The sequence below is a fragment of the Cellulomonas sp. P5_E12 genome, from assembly GCF_054049315.1.
This window is the reverse complement of the sequence record NZ_JBFUMP010000004.1, coordinates 222,826-245,460: the sequence shown is the minus strand read 5'-3', so window position 1 is coordinate 245,460 and position 22,635 is coordinate 222,826. Positions and strand designations below refer to the sequence as shown.

Annotated in this window: 22 protein-coding genes; 7 read left to right on the top strand and 15 right to left on the bottom strand. The window is 69.2% G+C overall.

The window, feature by feature from the left end:
- Positions 1-9: 9 nt before the first annotated feature.
- Complete coding sequence (locus tag ACXJKA_RS05265; RefSeq protein ID WP_456824119.1) at positions 10-2,229, bottom strand: glycoside hydrolase domain-containing protein; 2,220 nt, start codon at positions 2,227-2,229, stop codon at positions 10-12.
- Positions 2,230-2,564: 335 nt separating this feature from the next.
- Between ACXJKA_RS05265 and ACXJKA_RS05260 the strand changes: the two genes are divergently transcribed.
- Positions 2,565-4,004, top strand: coding sequence for a DNA cytosine methyltransferase (locus ACXJKA_RS05260; RefSeq protein ID WP_456824118.1), 1,440 nt, complete (start codon positions 2,565-2,567; stop codon positions 4,002-4,004).
- Here the strand turns inward: ACXJKA_RS05260 and ACXJKA_RS05255 are convergent.
- From ACXJKA_RS05255 to ACXJKA_RS05240, 4 genes are all read right to left on the bottom strand, one after another.
- Positions 3,966-4,358 (bottom strand): very short patch repair endonuclease, encoded by a 393-nt coding sequence (locus ACXJKA_RS05255; protein ID WP_456824146.1) that lies wholly within the window; start codon positions 4,356-4,358, stop codon positions 3,966-3,968. The genes ACXJKA_RS05260 and ACXJKA_RS05255 overlap by 39 nt on opposite strands.
- An 86-nt stretch (positions 4,359-4,444) precedes the next feature.
- Complete coding sequence (locus ACXJKA_RS05250; protein ID WP_456824117.1) at positions 4,445-5,578, bottom strand: PD-(D/E)XK motif protein; 1,134 nt, start codon at positions 5,576-5,578, stop codon at positions 4,445-4,447.
- A complete protein-coding gene (locus ACXJKA_RS05245) occupies positions 5,544-8,267 on the bottom strand; it encodes a Z1 domain-containing protein (protein WP_456824116.1) in 2,724 nt (907 codons plus the stop codon). The genes ACXJKA_RS05250 and ACXJKA_RS05245 overlap by 35 nt, the downstream gene beginning before the upstream one ends.
- Positions 8,268-8,308: 41 nt before the next feature.
- Positions 8,309-10,582: a DUF262 domain-containing protein gene (locus ACXJKA_RS05240; RefSeq protein ID WP_456824115.1), complete on the bottom strand. Its 2,274-nt coding sequence runs from the start codon at positions 10,580-10,582 to the stop codon at positions 8,309-8,311.
- A gap of 206 nt (positions 10,583-10,788) precedes the next feature.
- Between ACXJKA_RS05240 and ACXJKA_RS05235 the strand changes: the two genes are divergently transcribed.
- Positions 10,789-12,261, top strand: a complete 1,473-nt coding sequence (locus ACXJKA_RS05235) for a DHA2 family efflux MFS transporter permease subunit (protein WP_456824114.1) — start codon at positions 10,789-10,791, stop codon at positions 12,259-12,261.
- Positions 12,262-12,269: 8 nt separating this feature from the next.
- Here ACXJKA_RS05235 and ACXJKA_RS05230 read toward each other — a convergent pair whose 3' ends face one another.
- The 3 genes from ACXJKA_RS05230 to ACXJKA_RS05220 are packed head-to-tail and all read right to left on the bottom strand — an operon-like array spanning position 12,270 to position 13,983.
- Positions 12,270-12,653, bottom strand: coding sequence for a DUF6188 family protein (locus ACXJKA_RS05230; protein WP_456824113.1), 384 nt, complete (start codon positions 12,651-12,653; stop codon positions 12,270-12,272).
- A 2-nt stretch (positions 12,654-12,655) separates the two neighbouring features.
- Entirely contained in the window at positions 12,656-13,717 is a 1,062-nt protein-coding gene (locus ACXJKA_RS05225) for a putative T7SS-secreted protein (RefSeq protein WP_456824112.1), read from the bottom strand.
- Complete coding sequence (locus tag ACXJKA_RS05220; protein ID WP_456824111.1) at positions 13,714-13,983, bottom strand: hypothetical protein; 270 nt, start codon at positions 13,981-13,983, stop codon at positions 13,714-13,716. The genes ACXJKA_RS05225 and ACXJKA_RS05220 overlap by 4 nt, the downstream gene beginning before the upstream one ends.
- 167 nt (positions 13,984-14,150) lie before the next feature.
- Between ACXJKA_RS05220 and ACXJKA_RS05215 the strand changes: the two genes are divergently transcribed.
- Together ACXJKA_RS05215 and ACXJKA_RS05210 are read left to right on the top strand one after the other, a co-directional pair.
- Positions 14,151-14,474, top strand: coding sequence for a hypothetical protein (locus ACXJKA_RS05215; protein WP_456824110.1), 324 nt, complete (start codon positions 14,151-14,153; stop codon positions 14,472-14,474).
- Between the two features lie 47 nt (positions 14,475-14,521).
- Entirely contained in the window at positions 14,522-14,899 is a 378-nt protein-coding gene (locus tag ACXJKA_RS05210; RefSeq protein ID WP_456824109.1) for an SseB family protein, read from the top strand.
- A 1-nt stretch (position 14,900) separates the two neighbouring features.
- On the opposite strand, the gene ACXJKA_RS05205 is transcribed toward ACXJKA_RS05210, so the two are convergent.
- The 4 genes from ACXJKA_RS05205 to ACXJKA_RS05190 all read right to left on the bottom strand — a co-directional run bounded on the left by ACXJKA_RS05205 (position 14,901) and on the right by ACXJKA_RS05190 (position 18,263).
- Positions 14,901-15,686: a hypothetical protein gene (locus ACXJKA_RS05205; RefSeq protein ID WP_456824108.1), complete on the bottom strand. Its 786-nt coding sequence runs from the start codon at positions 15,684-15,686 to the stop codon at positions 14,901-14,903.
- Positions 15,687-15,814: 128 nt separating this feature from the next.
- Positions 15,815-16,501 carry a GNAT family N-acetyltransferase gene (locus ACXJKA_RS05200; protein WP_456824107.1) on the bottom strand — a complete coding sequence of 229 codons (687 nt, stop codon included), beginning with the start codon at positions 16,499-16,501 and terminating at the stop codon, positions 15,815-15,817.
- Positions 16,498-17,322 (bottom strand): LLM class flavin-dependent oxidoreductase, encoded by an 825-nt coding sequence (locus ACXJKA_RS05195; protein ID WP_456824106.1) that lies wholly within the window; start codon positions 17,320-17,322, stop codon positions 16,498-16,500. The genes ACXJKA_RS05200 and ACXJKA_RS05195 overlap by 4 nt, the downstream gene beginning before the upstream one ends.
- Before the next feature lie 11 nt (positions 17,323-17,333).
- Positions 17,334-18,263: an NAD-dependent epimerase/dehydratase family protein gene (locus tag ACXJKA_RS05190; RefSeq protein WP_456824105.1), complete on the bottom strand. Its 930-nt coding sequence runs from the start codon at positions 18,261-18,263 to the stop codon at positions 17,334-17,336.
- A 120-nt stretch (positions 18,264-18,383) separates the two neighbouring features.
- Here ACXJKA_RS05190 and ACXJKA_RS05185 point away from each other — a divergent pair, with 120 nt between their 5' ends.
- From ACXJKA_RS05185 to ACXJKA_RS05175, 3 genes are all read left to right on the top strand, one after another.
- A complete protein-coding gene (locus ACXJKA_RS05185; RefSeq protein ID WP_456824104.1) occupies positions 18,384-19,112 on the top strand; it encodes a TetR/AcrR family transcriptional regulator in 729 nt (242 codons plus the stop codon).
- Positions 19,113-19,238: 126 nt separating this feature from the next.
- Entirely contained in the window at positions 19,239-19,940 is a 702-nt protein-coding gene (locus ACXJKA_RS05180) for an RDD family protein (protein ID WP_456824103.1), read from the top strand.
- Positions 19,937-20,350 (top strand): DUF2510 domain-containing protein, encoded by a 414-nt coding sequence (locus ACXJKA_RS05175; protein ID WP_456824102.1) that lies wholly within the window; start codon positions 19,937-19,939, stop codon positions 20,348-20,350. The genes ACXJKA_RS05180 and ACXJKA_RS05175 overlap by 4 nt, the downstream gene beginning before the upstream one ends.
- Here the strand turns inward: ACXJKA_RS05175 and ACXJKA_RS05170 are convergent.
- Genes ACXJKA_RS05170 through ACXJKA_RS05160 form a run of 3 tightly spaced genes read right to left on the bottom strand, consistent with a single transcriptional unit; the run spans position 20,326 to position 22,631 of the window.
- Complete coding sequence (locus ACXJKA_RS05170; RefSeq protein WP_456824101.1) at positions 20,326-21,267, bottom strand: glycoside hydrolase family 113; 942 nt, start codon at positions 21,265-21,267, stop codon at positions 20,326-20,328. The genes ACXJKA_RS05175 and ACXJKA_RS05170 overlap by 25 nt on opposite strands.
- Positions 21,268-21,308: 41 nt before the next feature.
- The gene (locus ACXJKA_RS05165) at positions 21,309-21,719 is read right to left on the bottom strand and encodes a VOC family protein (protein ID WP_456824100.1); all 411 of its coding nucleotides are present in this window, start codon (positions 21,717-21,719) and stop codon (positions 21,309-21,311) included.
- A 3-nt stretch (positions 21,720-21,722) separates the two neighbouring features.
- Entirely contained in the window at positions 21,723-22,631 is a 909-nt protein-coding gene (locus ACXJKA_RS05160; protein WP_456824099.1) for a hypothetical protein, read from the bottom strand.
- Positions 22,632-22,635 lie beyond the last annotated feature (4 nt).

Here is a 22,635-nt window from a genome sequence, read left to right as displayed (position 1 = left end):
GCTCCTAGGTCAGCGCCGCAGCGCGGTGGTCGGAGGGTTGGTGCTGACGGACGGGGGCCGGACGGTGGTCCCCCAGTCGCTGGGCTCCGGGCTGAGCGCGATGTGGAGGCGCCCCCCGCGGTGGAGCTCCGCGCCTGTCAGCCAGGTGCGATCGAGTCGTTCGCCGTCGAGGTGGACGGACTGGACGTACTGAACCGGTCCGTCAGGTGTCGGCTCGATGAACCCTGAGGTCTCGATGGTGAGGTTGCGGTCGCCGACGTCGATCGACGACTCCCGCCACGCCGGTGCGCTGATGAGGAACAGGTTCTGGCCGGCGACCGGGAAGAGCCCGAGCGACGCCCAGACGAACCACGACGACAGGCCACCGGAGTCGTCGTTGCCCGGGAGGCCGCCGCGGCCGACGCCGAACTGGTTCTGCACGATGGCCTGCACCACCTCGGCGGTCCGGTCGGGCCGACCGGCGTAGTGGTAGGACCACGGCGCCTCCATGTCGGGCTCGTTGTTGAGGCCCTCGAACCGGTTGAGCGCGTAGCCCGCGGCCATCTCCTCCATGCCGGGCCGGACCCCGGGCTGGACCACGGGGGGCGCGCCGAACCCGAAGAAGTGGTCGAGCTGGGCGACGAAGCCGTCGTCGCCACCCGAGAGCTTGATCCGCGCCGCCATGTCGTGCAGCAGCCGGAACGAGTAGTTCCACCGACCGCCCTCGTAGTAGGTCGAGTCCTCGAGCAGGCCGGTGGCCTCGTCGAACGCGTTGACCCAGCGCGCGGCCAGGGGAGCGAACTGGTCGACGAGCGCCAGGTCGCCCACGTGCGCCGCGATCTGCGACGTGCACCAGTACCCGAAGGCCAGGTCGAGCGTGTGGCTGATCGGATGGACCTCGCCCCGCAGCAGGAAGTCCTCGCCGTACGTGCGGCGCAGGTCGTTGTGCATGTGCACGAGCGCCCAGTCCCAGTCCACGCCGGGCAGCCCGAGCTGGCACAGGTCGGACAGGAACGTGTGCGCGAGTGCCGACGCCTGCCGGCTGAACTGGTCGGCGCCGCGGGCCATCCGGTAGCCGATGGGGAGGTTGCCCTCCTCCTCCGAGATGTACAGGAGCGCGTTCGCCAGCTCCACGGCCCTTTCCGGCAGCAGCGTGGTGAGCAGCGGCAGCTGGGTCCGGTAGATGTCCCACATGGTCGCGATGTCGAACGCGAACGGGCCGTCGGCCGGCCAGAACGGTGACTCGTCGGGGGCCAGGCACGGCTTGATCAGGGAGTGGTAGAGCGCGGTCGAGAAGACGGTCTGCTTGTCCTTCGACGGGGTGTCGACGCGGATCTTGCCCAGGCTCGTCTGCCACTCGGCGGCGGTCGCCGCGCGCCGGGACGCGAAGCTGGACGGCCCCGGACCGCACTCGCGCTCGAGGTTCTCCCGGGCCTGGTCGACTCCCCGCAGCGAGAACCCGAACCGCAGCTCCACCACCTGTCCGGGCTCCGACGGACCCGCCCACATGAGTCCGAACGGGCGCAGGGTGGTGGGCCGGATCCGGTCGAAGTCGAGCCGTGTGCCGCCCGGCATGAGCCGGCGGTCGTACCAGAGCATCTGCCGCCATCGAGGGTCGTTGCACTCGACGTGGATGGCCAGGGGCGCACCCTCGACGACGATCTCGCCCTGCGCGACCCCCGGGCTGATCGAGTGCAGGTGCGCCCGCAGCGGCACGGTCCGGCCGTACGGGATGGTCAGCCCGCCCAGCGAGAAGTCGATGACCAGCCGCGCGTCGCGATGCGCGGGGAACGTGTACCGGTGGACCGCGCTCTTCGGGCCGACCGTGATCTCCGCGCGGATGCCGGAGTCGAGCGTCGCGGCGTAGTACCCGGGCTCGGCGGCCTCGTCGACGATGTCCCACAGCTGCCCGAGGTCGTCCAACGGCTGCAGCATCGGGGTGACGCGGAAGTAGTTGTAGTACTTGCGGATGGCGCCGGTGCCGGACTGCTGGAAGTGCGTGAAACCGCTGGCCACCTGGCGGTCGTGCATCTCCGTGGGGAGCCCCTCGGTGCCGAGGTCGTAGCGCCCGTAGCCCGTGGGGTAAGCGCCGCTGTACGCGCACGCGCTGACCATGCCGAGCGGGTACGTGGCGCCCGGGTGCGTGTTGCCGACCTGCGGCTTCGGCCACCACCACGTCGTCGCGAGGCCCCGTTGGGCGGGCAGGCTCGTGGCTTCCGTGCCGATGAAGGGGTCGACGCGTTCGAACATCGGGCCACACCTCGCGCTCGTCCTCGGGGGTCACAGGGTCGCGTTCAGGCGACGACTGCGTCCGTGCCTCGTGAGGGGGACGTTACGGCGGGAGTGTTGCGGGGCGGTTTCGTCTGTCCACAGATGCGGGGGCGGTTCTCGGGCAGGTTCGCACCGCTGTCGTCCCCAATGACGGGCCGGCGAATGATCTGGACGCGCTGAGGTTTTGCGTTGCGCCCTCGCAGCTCGAACGTCCGTACGACACGCCGAGTGCAGGTCGTTGCACCGGGGAGAATCCGTTGCCAAGCTTATCCTGTGGCGTCCCAGGCAGCTGTACAGCGCCCAGGAGCGCACCGATGGTGCACGTCGATGGCGAGGAGTCAGCGTTGAGCCAGGCAGTCGACAAGCCCGAGAGCGGAAGCCGAGTCTTTCGTTTCATCGACCTCTTCGCGGGCATCGGTGGTTTCGCTGCGGTGCTCCGTGGCTACGGCGGCGAACCGGTCTACTCGGTCGAGATCGACAAGCGCGCTGCCCGGGTCTACGAGCTGAACTGGGGTCACAGCCCCCTCGGGGACATCACGAAGGACGCGAACGACGACGTCATGCGGGTCCCGGCCCACGACATCTTGGCTGCTGGCTTTCCGTGCCAACCGTTCAGCAAGTCGGGCGCCCAGCGAGGCATGGACGAGACCCGAGGCACCCTCTTCTGGAACATCCTCAAGATCATCGAGGCGCACCACCCGACAGTCGTCCTGCTCGAGAACGTCCGAAACCTTGCGGGCCCCCGCCACCTGCACGAGTGGCAGGTGGTCGTCGAGAGCCTGCGGGCGCAGGGCTACCGCGTGTCCGAGACGCCGGCAGTCTTCTCACCCCACCTGCTCCCACTCGAGCTGGGCGGACGGCCGCACGTTCGCGAGCGCGTCTTCATCACTGCGACCTACGACCCGGACGACTCGATGGGCGGGGTTGATCCGCTGCCCGCAGTCGAGAACCGGAGCCTGAGGGGCGGCGAAGAGTGGGATCTCGAGGCTGACCTGCCCCTAGACCCTGAGCACGAGGTCGATGGATTCGGGCTGAGCGACGACGAGACCGAGTGGATCAACGCGTGGGACGAGTGGGTGCGCATCATGCGCGCGATCCACGAGGCTGAAGCGGTTCGGCTCGGTGAGAAGCCTCGGAGGCTCCCCGGATTCCCCGTCTGGGTCGACGCGTGGGTCCCTGAGGATGAGCTGGTGATCCCGGAGGGGACCCCTTCCTGGAAGTCGAACTTCCTGCGCAAGAACGCTGCGCTCTACACCGCCCACCGGACGGCTTTCGATGAGTGGATCGCGCGGCACGGCGTGCTGGACTTCCCGCCGTCCCGCCGCAAGTTCGAGTGGCAGGCCCAGGACACAGCGACGCTCTGGGAGTGCGTCATGCAGATGCGTCCCTCAGGTCTGCGCGCCAAGCGCGCCACGCACCTGCCGGCACTGGTCGCGATCACGCAGACCTCGATCGTCGGTGCGCGAGAGCGTCGCGTGTCACCTCGAGAGGCCGCTCGTCTGCAAGGGCTGCCGGACAACTTCGTGTTCGGCGAACAGCCAGCCCCGTCGACCTATCGACAGCTCGGTAACGGCGTCAATGTCGGCGCGGTGTGGCACGTGCTTCGTGAGCACGTGAAGCGCGACGAAGCGATCCTCAAGACAACTGAGGCAGGACGTCGGATATTCAAGGCCATCGTGACGGACTCACCCGCGTCGCCCGATGACGTCATGGAATCAGTCGTCGCCGCGGGACAGTCTCGCGTCAGCGACTGAGGTCGCGATCCTGAGCGCCGCCACCTCGGGGTTCTCGTGCTCCCACACGCGGATCACGACCCACCCCAGCGCACCCAAGACTCGGTTGGTGTCTTCGTCGCGCGCTCGGTTGGCATCGAGCTTCTGCCTCCACCAGTCGGAGTTCAGTCGCGGGCTCGTTCCGTGCTCCGGGCACCCGTGCCAGAAGCACCCGTCGACAAAAACCGCGACGCGGGCCCGTGTGAATGCGAGATCCATGGTTCGCCGCCGCTGGCCGGGCACCGGATAGGCGACGCGATATCGCAGCCCGAGGGCGTGCACAGCGCTCCGCAGTGCGAGCTCTGGCCCGGTGTCCCTTCGGCGGGCACGCGACATGCGTCGAGAGACGACGAGAGATGACGATCCCGGGTGCGGCGGAACGTGCTGCGGCATCGTCACGGGGCGTTCCCTCTGCGTTGCATCTAGCTCGTAGCCTTCTTGCCTCCGCGTAAGGGCGTGTTTGCGAGCCCGAGGACCTTCTCGACGATGCGCGAGAGCCCAGTAGTCGGGTTGCGATCTCCACGCACCTGCCGCGGGAGAGTCACCTGGAACGTCACGGAGTCCTGCCTGACGTGGTCGAGCCCTTCCAGGTTCGAGCTCCGGAGCACTCGGATGGCGTCGTCGGTCATGTCGTACAGGCGCTCGAACCGTACCTCGAAGGGTCGCTTGAACCTCGGCAGGTGATGTTGCTCGATGTGGTCGTAGCCAAGGGTTCCGTCGCCCCCGTATTGCCTGACCTTCGCCAGAACGTTGTCCCTGGCCTGGTCGTCGGGCAAGCGCGCCATGATGCCGTCGACCAGCTGCGGGACACTGGTGCCTCCGTGCGTGTCCCCGTCGAGCCATCTCAGGCCGATGCTCAGCAGGAAGACCGACGTCTCCTGGACGCCGTCGACCGGAAATCCGAGCTCGATCTGATGAACCCCGTTGATGTGATKGTAGGAGGTCGGTCCCGTCGTGGTCTTGACCTCGACACCGACGGGACCGAGCTGGAAGTCGCGCGATGAAGGAACGCTGCCAGCCCACGAGTCGAGGATCGACATGGCGCTGCCCGGGTCGGCTGCGCGGAGGAGCGCCTGGAGCACGACGAGCTCGCCAGCGAGACCAAGAAGCACCTCGTTGCCGAGCGACGCGCGCCGTAGCGCCAATGCGAGCGCCGGTTCGGTCCGCCGGAACGCGGAGGATGGGTCGGAATAGAGCCCGTTCTCGATGAGCTCGGCGCAGATGAAGGCTGCCAGTCCATCGAAGTGGGGAGCGTTCGGGAACACGAAGCGGTTTGCGGCCAGCGGCTCGCCCGTGGAGGTCGTCCAGTGCTGGTACTCGATCGCGTCACGCACGATCGGCACGGTAGGCACCAGCTCGTCGCCGACCACGAACACCTCGAGGCGACCGCGATGGTCGCGTGCAACGGCAAGTGACCATGCCGAATCGGCCCACACGATCGTCCGTGTGTTGCGGTCCGGAGCGGCTTCGAGGGAACCCACCTCGCTCCGAAGCCACTCGAACGACCGCTCGACCGGGCTGTCACTCATCGGCGTCTCGGGTGTGTGCTTGGACATGGTCCGGACCTCCCAGCGGGATGCTCAGGCCGACGGCCAGGGAGGCTCCGTCCTCACCACGGTCGATCAGGTGGAAGAGGATGAGTCCGTCGCTCCCGGGCACCCGAGCACCCGACGAGGACACAGCGGAGACGTTGCCCGTCACCTTGCTCTCAAAGTTCTCGTCACCGACGATGCCGCCGAAGCCGACACCCCGCGAACCCCAGGTGGCGCCGAGTGCTCCCGCAGACACAGACCGCGCCATGCCATGGACCTCGACGGGAAGCTCGGCGAGCGGGCCACGGTCGATGCGTGGCCCTTCTCCGAAACGCAAGCCGACCCAGAACCTTGGCTGCTGCCGCTGGCGCACGTCGAGGTCGACGAGGTCCCACAGGATCGAGGGTTCGTCGGTCGTCACCATCCCCCGAACCCTGCGATCGAGGCAGACGGCCCAGAGCCGGAGGTAGGCCGCGATCGCGTACGGCGAGGTGCGGCCTAGGTCGATGCCGCCGGCGACGAAGGGGGCTCGGTAGAGCGGACTCATCGGATCGCTGGAGGACAGCCCGGCGTGGTTGGCGACCGACGTCCAACGACTAGCCTCTCGACTGGTCGGACCTGGACCGTGGTCCTCGTAGCGCAAGGATTCCAGGAGGTCTGCAGCTTCGAGAAGGCTGACAGTCCTTGGGGCCAGCAGGCCCTGACGAGCCTGGGCATCTGGCACCGGAACTGGATCAACCGAGAACAGGCTCGCGATCAGTCTGAGATTGTCGTCGTCGGTCGCTGGCGGCGTGAGATGGCGCACGAACGGCTTCGGACCTGGCCACAGGGGTGTTCCGCGCACGTTGCTGATCTTTCCGGTCGCCTGGAAAGACCTACCCTGGAGGACCTGGATGTCCGGCGGCGAGCCGGCGGCCGACATCGCAGCAAGCACGTCCCGGCGCAGCGCTTCGTCGTTCTCGTGGTACATCGTGAACTGTTCGATCTGGTCGCGCTGCATGAAGACCCGGCAGAGGTCGAGGATCTTGCCTCGGTATCCGAACCAACGCTGCATCTGCATCTGCGTGTCCGCGAGGGGTGTGCCTGACGCGCGCGTGAACAGAGTCGTTGTCAGACCCTCGAGCGTCAGCCCGCGCGACATCACGTTGCCGGAGACGAAGATCGTGGACAGATTCCGCGGTGCTCGCCAGATCGGACCGTCCTGCCAGGCCGAGAACTGGGGGCGATCGTCCGCGTTCTCGTCGCTGTTGATCACCGCGACGCGAGTCCCTGGGATCACCTCGTCGACGAGTAGCCGCCTGACCGCATCCCAGTCGATCTTCGACCAGTCGAATGGTGACTCGTCGAGATCGAGCAGCTCCTGACAGACGAGGCCCGACCGGCGGTAGTCGTCGAACCACAGCCGCCACTTCTCCGGCTCTTCGTCGAGCTCGCGACGCAGCTCGTCAACGGCGAGCCTTCGGCCGAGGCTGTCGCCCGAATGGTCGAGTGAGGTGCCGCTGTCATCGACCGCTGACCAGGCGGCGACCCGCCGCGCGACGTCGAAATGCTCTTCCTTCGCGGACGAAGGATGGATGAGCATCGACATCGGTTCGAGCGAAGCTGCGTCTCTCGTCGGAAACTCCATCTCCTCAGCAGAGCTGGGCCCCGCCATGCCAGGCGAACGGCACAGACGGACGGCGCTCGCAACGAGGTAGGCACGCACCGCGTCCTGGAGTACATCGTGCTCAGGGCGATCGTCTGTCTCTATACACAGTGGGACATCGGCAAGGGTCCGGTAGAACATCTCGCCGCCGGTGTACCAGCCACGCAGACCATCAGTGATGCGATACGACGACGAGCGGACCTCGAAGTCCCCGTCTGGTCCTGGCGTGCGGAGGCTTGCGACGAACTCATTTGGCGCCAGCGGGTTGGACGGGTCCTGAAGGAAGTTCGCCTGCGGTGTCGCTGTGTACGCGAGATACGTGGCGTACACGTTGTCAGCCTTGGTCTCGCCCGGGGATCGGCGCGACTCCCAGAGGTCGACGATGCGGCGGGGAACCTGCTTGCGCTGCATCGTCACGTCGTCGTACCCCGATTCGGCCGAGGCGTCGACGACTGATGAGTCGTCTGCCTCGTCGTCCAAGACGAGCACGTGAAACGGCTCGCCCGCGACCTGCGCCTCCTCGTAGACGGTGTCGAGCGCGGACGCCAGCTGCTCCAGATGCGCAACGTGCTTCATCACCACCGCGATGAGCGGTCGGTGTCTGGTCACGAGTGTTCGAGCAAGCTGGGGGGTCAGTGAGTACAGCCCTCCTGGGCCACCTGACGTGCGGAGGTGGGCAGGAAGGCGAACGCGCCGTTGCAGAGGATTCTCGAGAGTGTCGATCTGGTTCACGACCCGCTCGAGCGTCTGCAGCCACAGCGCTGTGCGAGTACCCGCCAGGATGACGACGGCGTTGATGCCGCGATCGAGCGCCTTGGCGGTGACTGCCATCATCGACGCGGTCTTGCCCGACTGGACCGCACCCATCACAAGCCCACGACGTTCCCGTGACGCCGGCCAGTCGCCCTCAGATGGGGTGCCCGCACCGAAGATCCCTTGATCCACGATGAACTGGGCGTCTGCCTCGATGACGGCGCGACTACGTTCACCGATACCGGAGCGCTCTAGGACGGTGGAGTACGCGGCCCACCAAGTTGATGAGGGGCCATCGCCTGGCTGAACGCGCACGAGGCGCTCGGACCCGTGCGGAGCGCGCAGATCAGGACCCATCACGTTGCGGCGATGCTGATCAGTCCTCCGAGCCCCGAGTGCCCGAAGCGGTCGCGCAGGCGTGCGTCGACGTCCGCCGGCGCAACACCGAGCAGTCCGAGAAGGTCGCCGACCACGCGCGCAATGAAGTCCCACTGCTCTTTGGACTGCGTCTTCTGCGGACGCTTCCAGTGCGCGGACGCAGCGCCGATCTGGGGCAAGGCTGCATCGACAACRTCATCGAGCTCGTCCCCCAAGACCTGGCGGGCCGCCGAGAATGCGATGAGGGTCGCAACCAGCTGGAGCTCTTGCCACTTGCTCTGCCCCTGCGAGTTCTTGAAGGTCGGCGCCCAGACCTCGGTGGGGATCGCCGCATGGGCGTCGAGTCCACGATCGAGAAGCAGCATCGCCTCAGTGATCACATCGTCGTTGCGTAGTGGGTCCTTCGAGTCGGCCGCTACGCGCTTGAGCAGGGCGTTGATCTGGCTTGCTGTCGAGCGGCCGTCCGGCCGGCCGTCATCGAAGAACAGGACAGACGCCACCCACGAGAGCAGCTTTGTCCTCTTGTATCCGGCCTTGCCGAAGCCATAGCTGTCGAGCACCTGCGGCGTCGACGACAGGTCGTACCAGTGAGGAGCCAGGAACGGTGCGACCGCTTCGATGTCGTCCGAGTCGCCGGCTGTCACGAGCAGTGCGCGCATGAACGCGAGCCGGTGGTAGAGGGCGTTGCGAATCTCCTCAGCGTTGAGGTGCTTCCCCTGCCGGTTGTAGAGGCTGAACACCTCGTGGATCTGCTCGGTCGTGACCTGCTCGTACACGATCACCGGCAGCCTGTACTTCGACGTCTGCTCGAAAACAGTTCGCAGCTGTCGCTGCTCGCCCACGACGTCGATCGATTCGTTGCGGATCTGCGAGTAGTACCGGCCACGCAAGCGGGACAGATCGCCGCTCAATGGCTTCACGTCTCCGCTTCGGAGCGCGAACGGGAAGTAGTTCAAGCGCTCGACCTGCGCGGTGAGGCTCTGAGTCTCGTACTTCTTCCACAGCTTCTTGAACTTGGGATAGTCGGAATGAAATACGTCGAGCAGTTCTGGTTCGCTCCAGTCTCGAGACTTCTCCGCGACGATCTCCAGGGCTCGCGGATGGCGGCCTGTGAAACGAAGGATCGACGTGAGCCGCTGCTTTCCGTCGACGACCTCGTAGTTGACCGTGCCAGAGTCCTGCTGCTTCAGGATGATCACCGACGGAAGCGGGACGCCTCGCAAGACTGACTCGATTAGCATCTGTGCGTCACCGGTGGGCCAGACGTCCGCTCGCTGGTAGGACGGGCTGAGGTTGAGCTCTCCGTCCACGGCGTACTGCGCGAACTCGGAGATCGGCCAGGTGTCCGCGTAGGCATGGATCGGTCCCCCGACCTCGGTCTCTTCGTCTTCGACGACCTCCTCCCAGGCGTTGGCCCAACGCTGGGTCGCGGTCTCGCGCGTTGCTGCGCCCTCCGCCGTCGCCTCCATCTCTTCCAAGAACTTCTCGCGCAGCGAGACCGCGCGCTCTAGCCGTTCGGCCAGTCGCTGGAACAGATCGTCCGACCGTGCAGCTGCGCCTGCCTCGGCAGGGTCGAGACCCAGGGCCTGAGCAAGGCTTCTGTCGAACGAGTCTGGCGATGACTCATCGAGCTCCTCGGGCAGGTGCAGCCAGCTCTGCACGTGCGCCACACGCGCGCGCCAGATGCCGCCGTCATCGAAGCTCACGTCGCTCGGCTCGAGCCGTTGCAGGATCGGCGCCACGCCGACCGGCGTCTCGCTGCCTTCCGACAGGTTKGCGATCCGCTCGGCAATGTTCTGCTCGAGGTCTGAGTCGTCAGTCATCTGGGTCCTCTCAGGTGACCCCGCCTTTGGCGCCGGGGGCAAGGTCGAGAGCCGTCGCACGAGGCGCAGCGTCTCGTCGTTGTGCGGGAGCTGGCTGACAGCGGCGTCCAGCAGGCGGTTGAGGCCGACGAGGGTGATGGTCTCGCCGACGGAGTAGCACGTCGTGTCCCACGAGACTCGCAGGTGGGCGGCGATGAGTCGGCCGCACTCGATCTTTCCTGGCGTGTCGCGCAGATCTATTCCGACGAATCGTCCAAGTGCGTCGAGCGCCGACTTCTTTTCCTTGCTGCCCGGACCTAGCGGTTCTATCGCTCGTCCGCCGAGGAAATACATCCGAGCTGTGGCCTCAGCCTTTGAGATTGCACTCGAATACCCGACCACTCGGACGTGTCCCTTGCGTTCGACGAAGGCAGCGGTGCGCTGTCGCACCTCTGACACTACAGAAGCATTGTGCGGCGCAGGTGGCGCATGGAGGAAATCCTGCACGACAACCGGGCCCTCAATGGGCGTCCTCGGAGGGGCGGGAGGAGCGGTCCTCGAGCGGCATCCCCGCGTTGCATGACGGCCGGCCCCGGTGGACCGTGGTTGGAGACGCGCGTCGGCCGCGTCGCCTATCCGCCCGAAGGGCAGCACCGATGACGGACGCGACGACGGCCAGGCCGTACCAACCCCCCACGGTCCCCCGCAGCGCGTGGAACGCGCTCATCGTCCTCATGGCCGGCATGTTCATGGCCTTGCTGGACACGACGATCGTGAACGTCGCGCTGCCGACGATCCGGAACAGCCTCGATGCGTCGGAGGCGACGCTCAGCTGGATCATCAGCGGGTACGCGCTGGCCTTCGGCATTGCGCTGATCCCTGCGGGGCGGGTGGGGGACCGGATCGGGCACAAGTGGGTCTTCTTCACCGGCCTGCTGCTGTTCACCATCGCCAGCCTGTTCTGCGGGCTCGCGCAGACAAGCCTCCAGCTGATCGTCGCGCGCGTGGTCCAGGGGCTCGCAGGTGGGATGTTCGTGCCGGGCGTCACGGCGATGATCCAGCTGCTGTTCCAGCCCGCGGTGCGCGGGAAGGCGTTCGCGATCCTCGGGTCCGTTATCGGGGTCTCGACGGCCCTCGGGCCGATCCTCGGTGGGTTGATCATCGAGGCGTTTGGTGACGAGAACGGCTGGCGCCTGGTCTTCTGGGTCAACATCCCGATCGGGATCATCGCGCTGATCGCTGCCGCGAAGATCCTGCCCGCCGGCTCGGAGGGTCATGCCAAGCCGGGGTACGACTTCGTCGGGCTGGCCTTGCTGACCGCGGGTCTGGTGGCGGTGCTCGTGCCGTTGATCGAGGGCCAGGACAAGGGCTGGCCGGCGTGGACGTTCATCACCCTTGTCGCGGGCGTGCTGCTGATCGTCGCGTTCGCGCTGTGGGAGCTGCGGATCGCCGACGAGAACCCGATGGTGCCGCCGCACCTGTTCTCGCATCCCCAGTTCACCGGCGGGACGATCCTCGCGCTGGTCTACTTCGCGGCGTTCACCAGCATCTTCTTCACCATCTCGCTGCTCTGGCAGGCGGGTCTTGGGCACACGGCGCTGGAGTCCGGCGTGGTCGGGGTGCCGTTCGCGATCGGCAGCATCATCGGTGCGTCGCAGAGCAACCGGCTGTCGCAGCGGCTGGGGCGGACCGTGCTGATCGTCGGCACGGCGATGGTCTGCGTCGGGCTGGTCTGGGTGTGGCTGGTGCTCCGGATCGAGCCGGCGGCGGACCTGGTGAACTGGGACCTGCTGGCCCCACTGCTCATCGCGGGCATCGGCAGCGGTCTCTTCATCGCGCCGAACGTCCAGTTCATCGTCGCGACGGTCGACCGGTCCGAGGCCGGGTCGGCCAGCGGCGTGATCAGCGTGATGCAGCGCGTCGGGTCGGCTATCGGCATCGCGGTCATCGGCAGCGTCCTGTTCGGCACCCTGCACATCACCGGCCCCGCGGACGTCCAGCAGGCGTTCGTCGACGCCGCCGCGCATGCCATGGCGGTCAGCGCTGCGCTGTCGATCGTCGCCTTCGCGCTCGTCTTCGTGCTGCCGAGGAAGGTGAATGCGCACGGCGGTCCGCCGCCGACGGAGTGAGGTTGCAGTCAGCTGGGACCGGGAAGACCAAACGTCGCTATCTCGCCGCCCGGCAGGCAGATGTACTGAACCCCTTCAGGCGAGACAGCACCCCACGCCTCGAAGTCCCGGGAGGGGTCGACGCGGAGCCTGCTGCCGTCTGTAAAGGTCACGGCCAGGGAACCGGTTGACTCCGCGACTGCCGCGCCGACAGTCAGCCCGGAGAGGAAATCGAATGCGGCTACCCCGGTGAGGTCTCGGGTCCCAACGGGGATGAGGTCGGATCCGTGGTCGGGTCGTTCGATCAGCACGGCGTTCTCGAAGGTGAACGTTCCACGTGGCAGACCGTTGAGCCGCAAGGTGAAGTCGATCGCCACCTCTGTCACGACGAAGCCGTCGAACGCGAGGTCCATGGTCACCAATTCTCGGGAAGCGGATAGGTACCCCGCGAGTCCACGGGAAGGTGGGACTCGGCGGGCGTACCGGGCTTGCCGTCGAGGCCGAGTGGTTGCTGATTCCCGTTCGTCATGCGGACGTACCCGGTGGGATAGCGGTCGGTCGGGTCCATGTGGCGGAACTGCCACGCGTTCCCGCCGGCGTTGAAGGCGTCTCGATCCTGCCAGACCCACCCCTGGCCATTCGCAGCGCGAAACTTGATCCACCCGGGTTTGGCTCCTGTCGGTGGGTCTGGGTCGGGCGCACCGATGTGGCCGCGGGCGTTCGTGAGCGGCTCGCCTTCCGGCAGACGATCGAGGGCTGAGACCGGCTCCTCGGCCGCGTGCTGCATCAACGACCCGGCGCCCCCCGCGACGAGCACGGCGCCGGCGCCGATGAGTGCGGCCGACGCGATGTTGATCGGCACGCCGGCCACGGCGCCGACGCCGGTGGCATCGAGGGCGAACCCGCCGACCTCGCCCCCGGCTCCGAGCTGGATCAGCACCGTGCCGCCCACCAGCGCGGCGACGTCCTCGGGGTGCTGACCGGCCGCGTGGCCGACGGAGAGAAGGGTGTTTGCGGCGTCGATGCCCGCGTTGGCGCCGGCGTGCCACGCTCGGGACCACCAGTCGCCGACGTGGTCGGCCCAGGTGGGGGTCTGTGGCGCCCAGGACGCCGCCTCGTCGATGCGGCGCGCGGCGTCGTCGCCGGACCGCTCCAGCTGGTCACGGGCGTCGGACAGGACGTCGGCGGCCTCGGCGCGCAAGCGGTCGCCCTCGGGCGAGGTGGCCGCGAGGACGAGCAGCTGGTCGGCGTGCCGCGCGCGGGCGTCGGCCCACGCGACCGTGTCGGCGTGCAGCTCGAGGGCGTCGGCCGCCGCGGTCATGGCGTCGGCGGCCCGGAACCACCGTGCGGGCTCGGCGGCGTACCGGTCGCGAAAGGCATCGGCCGCTGAGCCGGTCCAGCCGTCGGTGCACGCCGAGCGGAGCTGCTGGCCGGCGTCCTCGTACCAAGCCGAGCGTGCGCGGAGCTCGGTGATCACCGCAGCCCCAGCAGTCGTTCGGCGACGAGCGCGTCGGTCGAGCGTGTCGCGGTGACCACGTCGCGAAGGCCCGAGCTCGCGGCGGCCGCGTCGGTCGTGAGCACCTCGTGACCCCGGGTCCACGCTGCACCGAACCGCGCGAGCGCGGCGTCGAGGCGGTCGTGGCCGAGCGTGGCCACGGGGATCAGACCGCCGAGCTCAGCCACGGCATCCAGGCGCCCCGCGACCACGATCAGCTCGTCGGCGTCGAGCTCGAAGCCGTCCATCGATCCCCCTCGTCCGTCGACCAGCGGGACGCTAGCGACGATCACCGGGACCCCGCGGACGGCCTGTGGACAAGTCGACGGCAGGACGTCATCCGGTCGTCAGGCGCCCGTCACACCGACGCCACGTCGACCGCGTCTGATGGGTGGTGTCGACGAGAGGACCAGCCATGGCCGCCACGCTCGCATCGCCCCGTCTCTACTCCGCGACCGACAACCACCAAGCCGACATCGGCGCCACGGTCTGGGCGGTCGCCCACCCGATCGGTGACGCCGCCGACGACGGCCCGGACGACCGCTGGGTCATGGTCATGGGCGAGGTGATGGGCGTCCGTCTGGACACCCCGGGCTGGCCCAACGGCCAGGTGTGGTCGAGCGAGGAGCTCTGCCGACGGCACGCCTGGTCACGGCACGTTCTCGGCCGGCGCACGGGTTTCGAGGTCCGACGGCTCGAGGTCGTGACGCCGACGCTGTTCCGGCTGGCGACCGCCTAGGACGCCGGTAGCGTGAGCCTCGCCCGCAACGACGAGGGAGCACGCACATGAAGGACTTCGACCAGGCGCTGCGCACGGCAACGCCCGGCACGATCGACGGGGTCAAGCTGCTGACCCGGTTCGCCTACGAGCCGCTGGCGGTACCGAGCGGCGGCCCGGTGGGCGAGCACTTCGAGGGATTCATCCCGGCGATCCTGGACCGCGACGGCGTGCACCACCTGGTCGCGTTCTCGTCGGCACAGCGCTTCCACGACGAAGGCCGGGTGGGCGGCGAGGCCATCGCGATGCCGGTGCGCGAGGTGCTGCTGCGCATGCCCGCGGACGTCGGCATCGTGGTCAACCCGGGCAGCTCGCAGGGCTTCGAGCTGGGGCCGGACGTCGTCGCGACCCTGCGCGACGAGCTCGCCCGGCCCCACGACGAATGAGCTAGGGCTTGACCGTCGTCAGGAACGCCGCCGCCTGAGTGAGGTCGTCGAAGTCGTTGCCGACCAGGTCGACCAGCAGGTCGTTGCTCCACAGGGCGAGCCTGCCGATGGTGAACTGCTCCTTGGCGACGTCGGGCAGCGTGAGCCCGTAGACCCGCTTGGCGATCTCGCGCTTGCCGCCGCGCGCGGCGCCGTACGTCGAGATCGGCAGGTAGGTGTCGGGCGCCATGGCACACAGCACGCGGGTCAGCGCCGGCTCCTTGAAGCCGGTCATGCCGAGGCCGCCCTGGCCCAGGATCAGGCGGGTCAGCCGGTCCGGGAGGGGCACGGTCTCGGGCCCGTACAGCAGGTAGCGGATGGTGTTGCGCGTGCGGGCGGAGGCCTCGTGCTCACCCATCTTGTCCCAGGCGCGGTTGAACGACGCCGTGGTCGCGTTGGTCGCGCCGGGGGTGTCGTTGACGAACGCCTTGAGGTCCCGCGGCTCGCAGGTGGTGATCGCCTCGCGGCTGAACACCTGCTGGTAGTGCGACCAGTCGTACCCCGGTTCGGTGGGCGGCGCCGCCGCGGCCAGCTTCTCGACCTGCTCGAGCCGGGTCGGGTCGACGGCGGTGCGGTCGGGGAACCGGGCCTGCAGGTCGGCCGACGACGAGGGCAGCGGGGCCGACGTCTTCGCCTCTCCGCGCGTCCACTGGTGGTTGCAGGCCGTGCAGCGAACGGTGCGGCGGTCGTCCGCCAGCCGTTCGACGAGCTCGAGCTCTCCGGATCTACAGACCGGGCATGTCAGCATGGTGCTCCTTCGCGTCTAAGGAGAGTGTGACGCACCTTCGGGCCGTCGATGTCCCGAACTCGGGCAGCCTGCTACCAGGACGGGGCTGCCGACGCTGCTGACCTGGGACGATGCGGTCTGCGACCTCGTCACGCCGGAAGGTGCAGCCACCACGTGATGCCCGTCCCGATCAGCCGCAGCCCGCACCGCTCGTAGAGCGCGCGACCGGCGGGCGTCGAGTTGAGCACCACATGCTCGGCCCCCTCCGCGACGGCCGGGGAGCACACCGCCTGCATCAGCCCGGTGCCCAGGCCGCGACGCTGGGACGACTCCCACACCGCGACGTCGAAGACCCCGGCCAGGTTGTCGACGAGGTGGGACCACGCCCGACCCGCCAACCGACCGTCGTCGTACGCCGCGGCGTGCCACGCGCGAGGCGGTCGCAACCGGGCCATCGCCAGCTCGCTGGCGTAGGCGGCGTGCTCGTCGGTCCGCTCCTGCAGCTCGACCCGCGGGTCGGCGGGGAGCCCGAGATCCGCCGGTCCCGCCATCCACCACGGCGACCAGCCCCGCTCGAACCCCGCGGCTGCGAGCGGGCTCGCATCGACGTCGAGACCCAGCCAGGCGCCGACGATGCGCGTGCCCGTTGCGCGTGCCCGCTCCACACCCCGTGCGAGCGCCGCCGGGTCGATGACCCGCGGGAACATGAGGTCACCGTTGGCCCAGGTCAGCCCGGTGTCCTCCCAGGACGGCACGCCGAGCACCTCCGAGCGCAGCTGGAACCAGCTGGTCTGGACGCGCTCGCAGTCGGCGACCGTGACCGGCGCGCGGGTCACGTGGGGAGAGGACCGCGTCGGATCCGCTCCAGCAGGCCGTCGGGGGTGACCGTGTCGAAGTCCCAGTTCGAGTCGATCCACCACGTGACCCCGGCGGCCTCGAGGGCCTCGATCTTCTCGCGCGCGGCCGTCGGCTCCGTCGGCAGCACGCCCTCGGCGACGAGCTCGAACGGTTCCCCGTCGCGCTGCTCGGTCACCCAGTCGCTCACCTTGCGCAGCTCGTCCGGCTTCAGAGGGGTGAACCCGTCCTCGCGACGGATCGCGATGACCCCGTCGCGGCCGGCCGCCCGGCGCATCGAGCGCGGCGCGAACCACGACCCGATCACCCAGACCGGGATGGTCCCGCGCAGCGGCCGCGGCTGGAACACCAGGTCGGTGACCTGGTGGAACGTGCCCGCATAGCTGAACGGCTCCCCGGTCCAGGCGAGGTCGAGGATGGCGAGGGAGTCGTCGAGCAGCGCCGCCCGATCCTTTGCGTCGACGTGCTCTCCGGACACCCGGCTGTAGGCGCCGTCGTCGATCGCCCCGAGCCCGACCGGGAGCACGAGCCGCCCGCCCGACAGGTGGTCGACGGTCAGCGCCTGGCGGGCTACCTCCCACGGCTTGCGCCGGGGGAGCGAGAACACCATGGCGCCGAGCGTGAGGCGGGTGGTCTGCACAGCGGCCGCGCCGAGGATCGTCCACGGGTCGAACGTGTCCATGGGCCCGACGCTGATGCCGTCCCAGGCGAAGAACCCGTCCCAGCCCGCCTCCTCGGCGGCGACGGCCATCTCGATCGACTGCGCAGCGGACCCGCAGGACGCCGTGACTCCGAACTTCATGGCACCCGACGCTACGCCCGACCTCCGACAGGCACGGGCGCTCGCGCGGCGAGCATCTCCTCGACGACCTGGTCCCAGGGCGTCGCGACGAAGCCGAGCACCCGCGACGACGCGGCGGAGTCCATGACGTACGGCTGAGAGAAGTGGTCGGCGACGGCAGCCACCTCGCGCAGCAGCGGGACGACCAGCCCGAGGGCGCGCACCACAGGAGCCGGGACCGGCGCGATCCGAGGGTTCGGGGCGAACCGCGCGCCCAGCTCGCGGAACGTCAGCGGCTCGGCGGTGGGCACGTGCCACGCGCGGCCCCACGCGGCGGGGGTGCTGCCGGCGGCGACGAGGGCCCGCGCGAAGTCGGGCAGGTACGTCCAGCTGTGCGGCTGGTCGACGCCGACGATCGGGCGCGCGACCTTTCCGGCCAGCAGCGGGTCGAGGAAGCGCGGCCCGGCGTGCGCCTGGGAGTCCGCGAGCGGGCCGAGGTAGTCGGCGGCGCGCACCTCCGTCGCCCGCAGCTCGCCGGCGCGGTGCCGGCGCTCGGCCTCCCTCCACATCTGCGCGCGGACGGCCCCCTTCGTGTCGGTGGCGTCGAGCGGGGAGTCCTCCGTCATCACGGCGCCGTGCGACGCGTACCCGTAGAGGTTGCCGGCGGTGACGAGCACCGCGCCCGTCGTCGCCGCGGCGTCGAGCATCGCGGTCATCAGCGGCGGCCAGTCCGTGGCCCAGCGGTCGTAGGCGGGGTTCACGCAGTTGTAGAGGACATCGGCGCCGGCGGCGGCGCGTACCAGCGCGGGGACATCGAGGGCGTCGACCGCGGTGTGCGTGATCCGGCCCGACGACACCCCGCCCGACCGGCTGAGCACCAGGACCTCCGAGCCCTGCTCCGCGAGCAGCTGGGCCAGGGTGGAGCCGACGGCTCCCTTTCCGACGACGACGTGGCGCGGCATGATCGATCCCCTCGACAAGTGAGAGCGGTGCTCTCGTCTGCGAGCAATGCTCGCACTATTCGAGACGACGCGCAAGAGCAGTGCTCTCACTTGTGATCGGTGCTCTGGCACACTGTGCTCATGGCCGAGATCAAGACAGCGCGCGAACGTGCCCGCGCCGAGGTGATGTCCGAGCTGCTCGCGGCTGCCCGCGCGCGGCTGGTCAGCGACGGTGCGGCGGACCTGTCGCTGCGGGCCGTCGCCCGGGACCTCGGCGTCGCGTCGTCGGCGGTCTACCGCTACGTGCCGTCGCGCGACGCGCTGCTCACGCTGCTCATCATCGAGTCGTACGACGCCGTCGGCTCCGTGGCCGAGACGGCCGCCGCTGCTGCGCGGGGCCGCGGAGACGACCCCGCCCAGGTGTGGCTCGAGGTGGCGCGGGCCGTCCGGGGCTGGGCGCTCGACCAGCGCTACTCGTTCGAGCTGATCTACGGCACCCCGGTGCGCGGCTACCGCGCGCCGGACGACACGGTCGCGTCAGCCCTGCGGCTGTGGGGCGTCATCGTCGGCCTCCTCATGCAGGCCGCCGGCGACGGGTCCCTACGCCCCACCGGCCCCGACTTCGACCCGCACGGCCTGCTCAGCCCCGAGGTGTTCGCGTTCGCCGGCTGGACCGACCCCGCCGCGGTTCCCGTGGAGATGGTCCGGGCGGCCGCCCGGTCGGCCACGCTGTTCACCTCGCTCGTCGGCGCGATCTCTGTCGAGCTCTTCGGCCACCTGCACCGCGTCGCCGCCGATCCAGGCCTGCTGTTCGACGTCACGATCGCCACCGCCGCGGCGGGGGTCGGGCTGCACGTGGCACTCGACTGACCTGACGGCTGAGCCGGGCGGGTGACGCCTGACGGTGCGGCCACGTCGGGGCTCAATGAGCGCCGGCCACCTGTCGATGCGATCCGCAGGGCGCGGCCGTCGGGGCTGCCCGACCCGAGGAGCGCCGTGAGCAACCAGGACCCGTACCAGACGCCGAGCGGGGCCACGTGGCAGCCCGGTGCCTACGTCGCACCCGCTCCGCAGCCGACCGTCCCCGAGCCGGCATACCCGCCACCGTACGGTGGCGAGACTTACGGCACGCCCGCGCAGAGCTACCCGGCGTACGCGGCATACGGCACGCCCGCCCCCCAGTACGGTGTCCCGGCGCCGCAGGGTGCCGGGTACGGGTACGGGTACGGCTATCCGCCCATGACTCTCGGCGTCGCGCCGACGTATGCCCACTGGGGCCTGCGCGTCGGTGCGATGTTGCTGGACCTGCTCGCGCTGATCCCTTACTGGGTCGGGGCATTCGTCTCCGCCTTCTCGGCGACCCCCGGGTACGACGCGTACGGACAGCCGACGTCGGTGCCCACGACGACCGGAACGGCGCTGTTCGTCGTCGGCGGTCTCGTCTCGTTCGGTCTCTGGGTGTGGAACCGTGGCTTCCGGCAGGCCCGCACCGGTCAGTCGTGGGGCAAGCAGGTGGTGGGTCTCCGGCTCGTGCGCGAGGAGACCGGGGAGAACGTCGGCGTGGGGCGGGCGTTGTTGCGTGACATCACGCACTGGTTCGACTGCTGGATCCTCGGGCTGGGCTTCTGGTTCCCGCTCTGGGACGCGAAGCGGCAGACGTTCGCGGACAAGATCGTGAAGACGGTCTCCGTCAAATGACGATCCCTCCTGGCTGGTACGACGACCGCGCGACCCCCGGCGTGCTGCGCTGGTTCGACGGCGCCGGGTGGACCTCTCACACGGCGCCGCTGCCGCCCGCCCCGGGCATGGTGCTGACAGCCGCCTGGCCGCCGGCGCCTGTGGGTGACACCGCGGGAGCTGGACCCGACAACACCCTGCACTGGCTGTTGCCGGTGGGTCGCTCCTGGCAGTCGGTCGTGGCGGGCTACCTGGGGCTCCTGGCGCTGCTGATCTGGCCCCTCGGGCCGGTGGCGATCGCCCTCGGCGTGATCGCGCTGCGCCGCGCCCGCACAGGCGGGCACGGGTCCGGGCGCGCGTGGTTCGCGATCGTCGGTGGGCTGCTCGGCTCCGTGTTCGGCGTCCTCTACCTACTCAACGCCTTCGCGTAGGCGCACCGCACGACGCCCTCGGCGGCCTTGCCGAACACGCAGTAGTCGTCGTTCGTCGCCGCGGCGCTCTCGTCGTAGAGCCGGGCCGGCCAGTCCCAGAGCAGGAATCCGCCCACCCAGTCGCGCCGCGCGCACGCGGTGAACGCGGCCTCGTACCACTCGACCTGCGCCTGCTCGCTCGGTGCCCCCGCGAGCGCCCAGTCGTTGGGGAGGGCGGGGGAGCCGACGCGGCTCGGGCAGCCGGCCTCCAGGAACACGAACGGCTTGCCGTGCGCCGCGACGACGGGCGCGATGCGGTCGAGCTGGTTCTCCCAGTCGTCGACCGGGTAGTAGCCCGACGACGAGATGACGTCGACCGCGTCCCACCAGGTCACGTGGTCCTCCTGGTACTTGTCGCAGTTGTAGGTGACCAGCCCGTCGTAGACGGCGCGGACCTCCGCGATGAGCGCGCGCCACTCGTCCTCGCGGCGGTCGGACTGGACCATCTCGCAGCCGATGCAGAACATCTCGACGCCCTCCTCCGCCGCGATCCGGGCGTGGTGCACGATGAACTCCGTGTAGGCGGCGAACCATTGCGCCCACGTGGGCTCGGGCGGCACGTCGACGTCGAAGAAGCTGATGTGCGCACGCCAGGTCCCGTTGCGGACGTTGACCACGGGCTTGAGGCACACCTTCAGACCCCGCTGCTTGGCGGCGCGGATCGCCCACCGGACCTCGTCGTCGGTGACCGTCGGCTCGTCGCGGAAGTGGATCTCGGTGGACTGCGCGGTGTCCTGGAGGGCACCGAACGTGATGGCCGTCCAGGTCACGCCGAGCCGCTCGACCATGAGGTCCATCGACCGCTCGGCCTCCGGGTCGCCCCACGTGCCGCGCACGCCGGTCCAGCCCCACGTCATCCCCGCCACGTAGTCCGCCATCCCGGCAGCGTAGGGCTTTTTTCGATGCTTTAACAAAGGGTCTAGTGCATCCACGGGGTGTAGGTGATGCCGACCAGGAGGCCCTCGGGACTCTGCAGCCGGGCGGTCGTCTGCCCCCAGGGCTCCTCGGTCGTGTCCTTGAGCAGCCGGTGGCCCTTGGCGCGCAGCTCGGCGACCCCCGCCGCGACGGCGTCGACGGTCGGGACGTCGAACTCGAGCCACGCCTGCGGCGTCGGCACCTCCGCCGGCCAGTCGGGGGACCCGAACGTCGACTCGGCCGCCTGCGACAGCGGCCAGAGGGCGAAGGCCTTCACGCCCTCGAGGTCGTCCTTGGTGAGGTACCCCGGCACCGGCTCCTCGAGCGTGAGGCCGAGGCCGTCGCCCCAGAACGCCCGAGCCGCGTCGCCGTCCCGGGTGATCGGGCCGAAGCCCGCGACGAACGAGATGTCCATGGCTCAGGCCTGGTAGACGACCGTGGTGTCGACCGTCATCTGGCTGATCGTGCCGCCCAGCCGAGCCTCGAGGCCGAGCTGGTCGCCGGGGAGCAGCCGGTACGCGGTGCGGTCGTCGCGCTCGCGGACGTCCACCACCAGCGCCACCTCGACCGTCACGGCGAAGGCGTACCTCTTCCCGCCCTCGACGAGGAAGCGCGTGCCGAACGTCGAGTCCGAGAGGGTGAGCGGGTGGTACAGGTTCGCCGAGAGGAGCTCACCGTGGTACGGGTCGCTGTAGACGTTCTGGCGCGTGAACTGCGGGAGCTTGTCCCACGCTCCGTTCACCGGGTTGATCTCCCAGCCCTGCAGGAAGATGTCCGCGAACGCGCCGACGTGGGAGTAGCCGATCGTCCGCCCCTTCGACAGGACGGTCACGGTGTCGATCCCCAGCGCCACGATCGAGCCGCCGAACCGCACCTCGGACAGGCGTGCGGTGGGCCGGTAGTCGATGCCGACACCCGCCCACGCCTGGAACGTGCCCTTGGTCGAGGTCGGGCTGATGACCGCGGCGAGGCTGCCGGTCGCCGCGCTGGCGAACGAGCCCGGCGCCGGTCCCGTGGCGCCGGTCCACGCGTAGCGGTAGCGGTTGGCGTCGGGCGGCCCGGTGACCCAGTAGGTGAGGCCGTTGGCCGCGCCCGGGATGTAGAGCCGGGAGGGCCAGGCCAGGGTGTAGATCGGCCGATCGGTGATGCGGTCGGTGTACCGCAGCGTGAAGTCACGGAGCGTCTGGAGGCTCACCTCGTCCGGCTGCAGAGTCTCGGCGTCGAAGACGCGGTCGCTCTGGATCCGGTCGAGGAGTGCCCGGTCGACCACCTCCTGGCGTCCCGTGGGTCCTGCTGATTCCTCGTCCGAGTACGTCGTCGCGCTCATCGTC